This is a genomic window from Arthrobacter agilis, assembly GCF_002953615.1.
Taxonomy (GTDB): Bacteria; Actinomycetota; Actinomycetes; order Actinomycetales; family Micrococcaceae; genus Arthrobacter_D; species Arthrobacter_D agilis_B.
In genome coordinates this window covers 3,191,699-3,195,911 of sequence record NZ_CP024915.1, presented here as the reverse complement: position 1 = coordinate 3,195,911, position 4,213 = coordinate 3,191,699, and the positions used below count along the sequence as shown (strand labels likewise).

Here is a 4,213-nt window from a genome sequence, read left to right as displayed (position 1 = left end):
GCCGTTGCGCTCCGGTCCGGGTCCCGCCGGTCGGGCGGACCCGGTCAGGCGAAACGGCCGGGCCGGAAGCTCTCCAGCATCGGGTGCTTCCGCCCGGTCATGATCTCACCCGCGAGGAGTTCGCCCGCGATGAGCCCGAGCGTCGCCCCGGAGTGAGTGAAGGCGACGAAGCAGCCGGGGACGGACCCGAGCTCCCCGAACACGGGTTCCCCGTCGCCCGGGATGGGCTTGCGGCCGATCGTCCAGGATGCCGCGGAGAGCTGCGGCCGGCCCTCCAGGAGTCCGGCGGCCTCGTCGGCGAGCTCGTGGACCACCGCCTCCGGGATCGAGTACGTCCCGTCGGCGTCCTGCGTGATGCTCTCCTCGTACCAGTCGTGGTCCAGTGCGAGGGTGTTGCCCGGATTCGGCCGGACGGCCGCCCGCGGGGTGTTCAGCACCGCCCTCACCGCGTGGTCCACGGGGGCGGTGGTCACGAGCATCGACATCGGCGAGGCGTCGGGGATCCTCACGCCGAGTTCGGCGACGACGGCGGGCGTCTGCGGTCCGCAGGCCACGACGACCGCGTCCGCGGGGAAGGATCCCGCCCCGTCCGTGTCGATGCCGGTGGCCCGCCCGTCACCGACCCGGACGCGCGCGGTGCCCACGTCCGTCACGAGTTCGCCGCCCCGGGAGGTGAACTCCTCCATCAGGAACCCGATCAGGTGCGGCAGGCTGACCCAGCCCTCACCGGGGTTGAAGATCGCCACGGGGCCCAGGGCGTCCCGGCTGACGCCCGGGGTGTGGTCCACCGTTCCCGGGGACACCAGGACGGAGTCGTAGCCGTGGGCCCGCTCGTACTCGTGGCGCGCCACGGTGTCCTGGTCCGAGCCGGTGTCCGCCCAGTGCAGGCCGCCGTCGAACCGCAGCCAGTCGCGGGACGGGTCCGAGGCGAACAGCGTCCGATACCGGTCGATGCCGCACATCCGCAGCTGGTGGTAGGGCGTGGCCCGCTCCCCCGCGCTGTTCAGCCAGGACAGCGACCTGCCCGAGGCTCCGCTCGCGAGCTCCGCCTCGGTGACGAGGACGACGGAAGCACCCTCGCGCAGGAGGTGCACAGCCGTCGACACCCCGAGGATGCCGCCGCCGAGGACGGCGACGTGCCGCGTGTTTCCTGCCGTGCTCATGGTCGGTTCCTTCTGCCGTCGGTTCGCCCCTCGCTGGATTGGTACCGGTATCACAAAGGGACATCCAGAATCTATCGCGTGTCCTGATCCGGGACAATGGAGGCAAGGACATCGACCACCAACCGGAGGACTCATGAAGATCGCACTGCTCGGCGTCGGACGCATGGGGCACGAACTCGGCGTGCACCTGCTCGCCGCGGGCCACCGCCTCACCGCATGGAACAGGACGGCGGGCGCCGTCGACCGCCTGCGCGAGGCAGGAGCCACGCGGGCGGACTCGCCCGAGGACGCCGTCAGCGACGCCGACGTGGTCCTGACGGTCCTCTTCGGACCGGACACCGTCCGGGAGGTGGTGCTCTCCGGGCTGGAGATCCCCGCCGAGGCCGTCTGGTTCGACGTCACCACCGTCTCCCCCGAGGACGCGCGTGAGTTCGCCGACTACGCCGCCGCTGCCGGCATCCGGTACGTGCACGGACCCGTCATCGGGAGCCTCGCGCCGGCCCGTGCCGGTCAGCTGGGTGTCCTGCTCGGTGGAGAGCCGGGGGACGTCGACGTCGTCGAACCCCTCGCGGCCCTGTGGGGCGACGCCGAGCGGCTCCGTCGGGTGCCGACGCCGTCGGACGCCGCGACCGGCAAGCTGCTCGCCAACCTCGCCCTCGGCGTGACGCTGCAGGGCCTCGTCGAGGCGCTGCGCCTCGGCAGGGCCAACGGTCTCGATGCCGGGGCCGTGCTGGACCTGCTCAAGGGGACGGGCCTGGGCGTGATCGCGGGCATGAAGGGCCCGGTCATCACCGCGGGCACGTTCGGCGACACGCAGTTCTCCGCCGACCTCCTCGCGAAGGACGCCCGGCTGATGCTGCGCTCCACCCCCGATCCCCTGCCGGCGGTCACGGCGGTGCTGCAGTCGCTCACGGACGCGCAGCGCGCCGGCTCGGGCGACGACGACATCGCGGTGATCGCGAAGCCCGAGCTCGGCTAGGTGCGATGCCCGGGGCGCCGGCCGCCCCCGGCACCCGCATCCGCCGGCAGTCAGTCGACCTGCGGGAACCCGAGGTCGATCCTCGAGGTGGAGGGGTCCGGCCAGCGTGTGGTGACCACCTTGCCGCGCGTGTAGAAGCGGATGCTGTCCGGTCCGTACATGTGGGTGTCGCCGAACAGCGAGTTCTTCCAGCCGCCGAACGAGTAGGTGCCCACCGGCACGGGGATCGGCACGTTGACGCCCACCATGCCGGCCTCCGCCTCGACCTCGAACTGCCGCGCCGCACCGCCGTCGCGCGTGAAGATCGCCACCCCGTTGCCGTACTGGTTCTCGTTCACCAGGCGGACGGCGTCGGCGTAGGTCTCGACGCGGACCACGGACAGCACGGGTCCGAAGATCTCGTCGTCGTAGACCTTCATGCCCGGCTTCACATGGTCCACGAGGGAGACCCCGAGGAAGAAGCCGTCCGAGTCGAACTGCTGCTGCGTGCCGTCGACGACGACGGTCGCCCCCTCGGCGGGCGCGCCCGTGACGTACGAGGCCACGCGGTCCCGGTGTTCCGCCGAGATGAGGGGCCCCATCTCCGACCGGGGATCGGTCCCCGGCCCGATCCTCAGCGAGCCCATGCGCGAGCGCACCGCCTCGACGAGGTCGTCGGCGATACCGCCCACGGCCACGATCACGCTGATCGCCATGCAGCGTTCGCCGGCGGAGCCGTAGGCGGCGGAGATCGCGGCGTCGGCCGCCATGTCGAGATCGGCATCGGGCAGCACCACCATGTGGTTCTTCGCGCCGCCGAGCGCCTGGACGCGCTTGCCGTTGGCCGCCGCACGCGAGTAGATGGTCTTAGCGATCGGCGTGGACCCGACGAAGCTCACGGCCTTCACGCCCGGGTGGTCGAGGATGCTCTCCACCGCCTCGCGGTCTCCGTGGACCACGTTGAGGACACCGTCCGGGAGTCCGGCCTCGGAGAAGATCTCGGCGATGAACACGGAGGAGGACGGGTCCTTCTCGCTCGGCTTGAGCAGCACGGTGTTGCCGCAGGCGATCGCGCTGCCGATCATCCAGAGCGGCACCATGGCGGGGAAGTTGAACGGGGTGATGCACGCGACCACACCGACGGGCTGGCGGATGGAGTGGACGTCGACGCCGGAGGACACCTGTTCGGACCGCTCGCCCTTGAGCATGTGGCCCAGTCCGGTGGCGAACTCGATGTTCTCCAGGCCGCGGGCGATCTCCCCCTCGGCGTCCGAGAGGACCTTGCCGTGCTCGCCGGTGAGGATCGCGGCGAGCTCGGACGTCCGTTCGGTGAGCAGCTGGCGGACCCGGTAGAAGACGGCGGCCCGCTTGGCCAGGCTCGCGGAGCGCCAGCCGGGCAGGGCGGCTTCGGCCGCGGCGACGGCTTCGTCCACGCGCGACGGCGACGCGAGGGGCACCTCCTTCTCCTGCCGGCCCGTGGCGGGGTCGAAGACGGGACCGAAGCGCTCGGCCTCGGTCACACGGGTGCCATCGATGTAGTGCGGGATCTGCTGCATGGGAATCCTTCGGGAGTGGGACGGTGCCTAGAGGGAGCCGTCGACGAGCTTGATGATCATGGAGCAGTCCTTGCCGCCCTGTCCGTCGTCGATGAGGCGCTGGAAGAGCTGCTGCACGTGCTCGCCGATCTCGAGCGGGGTGTCGGTGTCGCGGGCGGCGGCCAGCGCGAGTCCGATGTCCTTGTTCGCCAGCTCCGTGGTGAACGTCGGCGCGAAGCCGTTGTTCGAGGCGGCGGTCTCCACGACACCCGGCACCGGGTACCAGGTCCGCAGCGCCCAGCTGTCACCGGAGGACACCGAGGCGATGTCCCAGAAAACCTGCTTGTCGAGCCCGAGGCGATCGGCGAGCACGGCGCCCTCCGCGGTGGATGCGAGGTTGATGAAGAGCATCAGGTTGTTGCAGATCTTCGCCGCCTGGCCGGTGGTCGCACCGCCGGTGGGGATGATGTTCCGCGCCATCGGCTCGATGAAGGCGGTGGCGTCCTTCACCGCCCCCTCCTCGCCGCCGATCATGAAGGTGAGCGTCCCGGCCTTCG

4 protein-coding genes are annotated in these 4,213 nt (G+C 71.0%); 1 reads left to right on the top strand and 3 read right to left on the bottom strand.

All coding sequences use genetic code 11. The features are described from left to right. Positions 1-44 precede the first annotated feature (44 nt). Positions 45-1,163, bottom strand: coding sequence for an NAD(P)/FAD-dependent oxidoreductase (locus CVO76_RS15640; protein ID WP_208740048.1), 1,119 nt, complete (start codon positions 1,161-1,163; stop codon positions 45-47). Positions 1,164-1,296: 133 nt separating this feature from the next. Here CVO76_RS15640 and CVO76_RS15635 point away from each other — a divergent pair, with 133 nt between their 5' ends. After that, positions 1,297-2,142 (top strand): NAD(P)-dependent oxidoreductase, encoded by an 846-nt coding sequence (locus CVO76_RS15635; protein WP_208740047.1) that lies wholly within the window; start codon positions 1,297-1,299, stop codon positions 2,140-2,142. A gap of 50 nt (positions 2,143-2,192) precedes the next feature. Here the strand turns inward: CVO76_RS15635 and CVO76_RS15630 are convergent, their stop codons facing one another. After that, positions 2,193-3,677, bottom strand: a complete 1,485-nt coding sequence (locus tag CVO76_RS15630; RefSeq protein ID WP_208740046.1) for a CoA-acylating methylmalonate-semialdehyde dehydrogenase — start codon at positions 3,675-3,677, stop codon at positions 2,193-2,195. Positions 3,678-3,704: 27 nt separating this feature from the next. Further along, positions 3,705-4,213 (bottom strand): NAD-binding protein (locus tag CVO76_RS15625; RefSeq protein WP_208740045.1); only part of this gene is annotated, 509 nt, incomplete at its 5' end.

Excerpts from the sequence above, each read along its gene's own strand:
- CVO76_RS15640 (WP_208740048.1), bottom strand. The coding sequence starts at position 1,163 with ATGAGCACGGCAGGAAACACGCGGCACGTCGCCGTCCTCGGCGGCGGC.
- CVO76_RS15630 (WP_208740046.1), bottom strand. The coding sequence starts at position 3,677 with ATGCAGCAGATCCCGCACTACATCGATGGCACCCGTGTGACCGAGGCC.
- CVO76_RS15635 (WP_208740047.1), top strand. The coding sequence starts at position 1,297 with ATGAAGATCGCACTGCTCGGCGTCGGACGCATGGGGCACGAACTCGGC.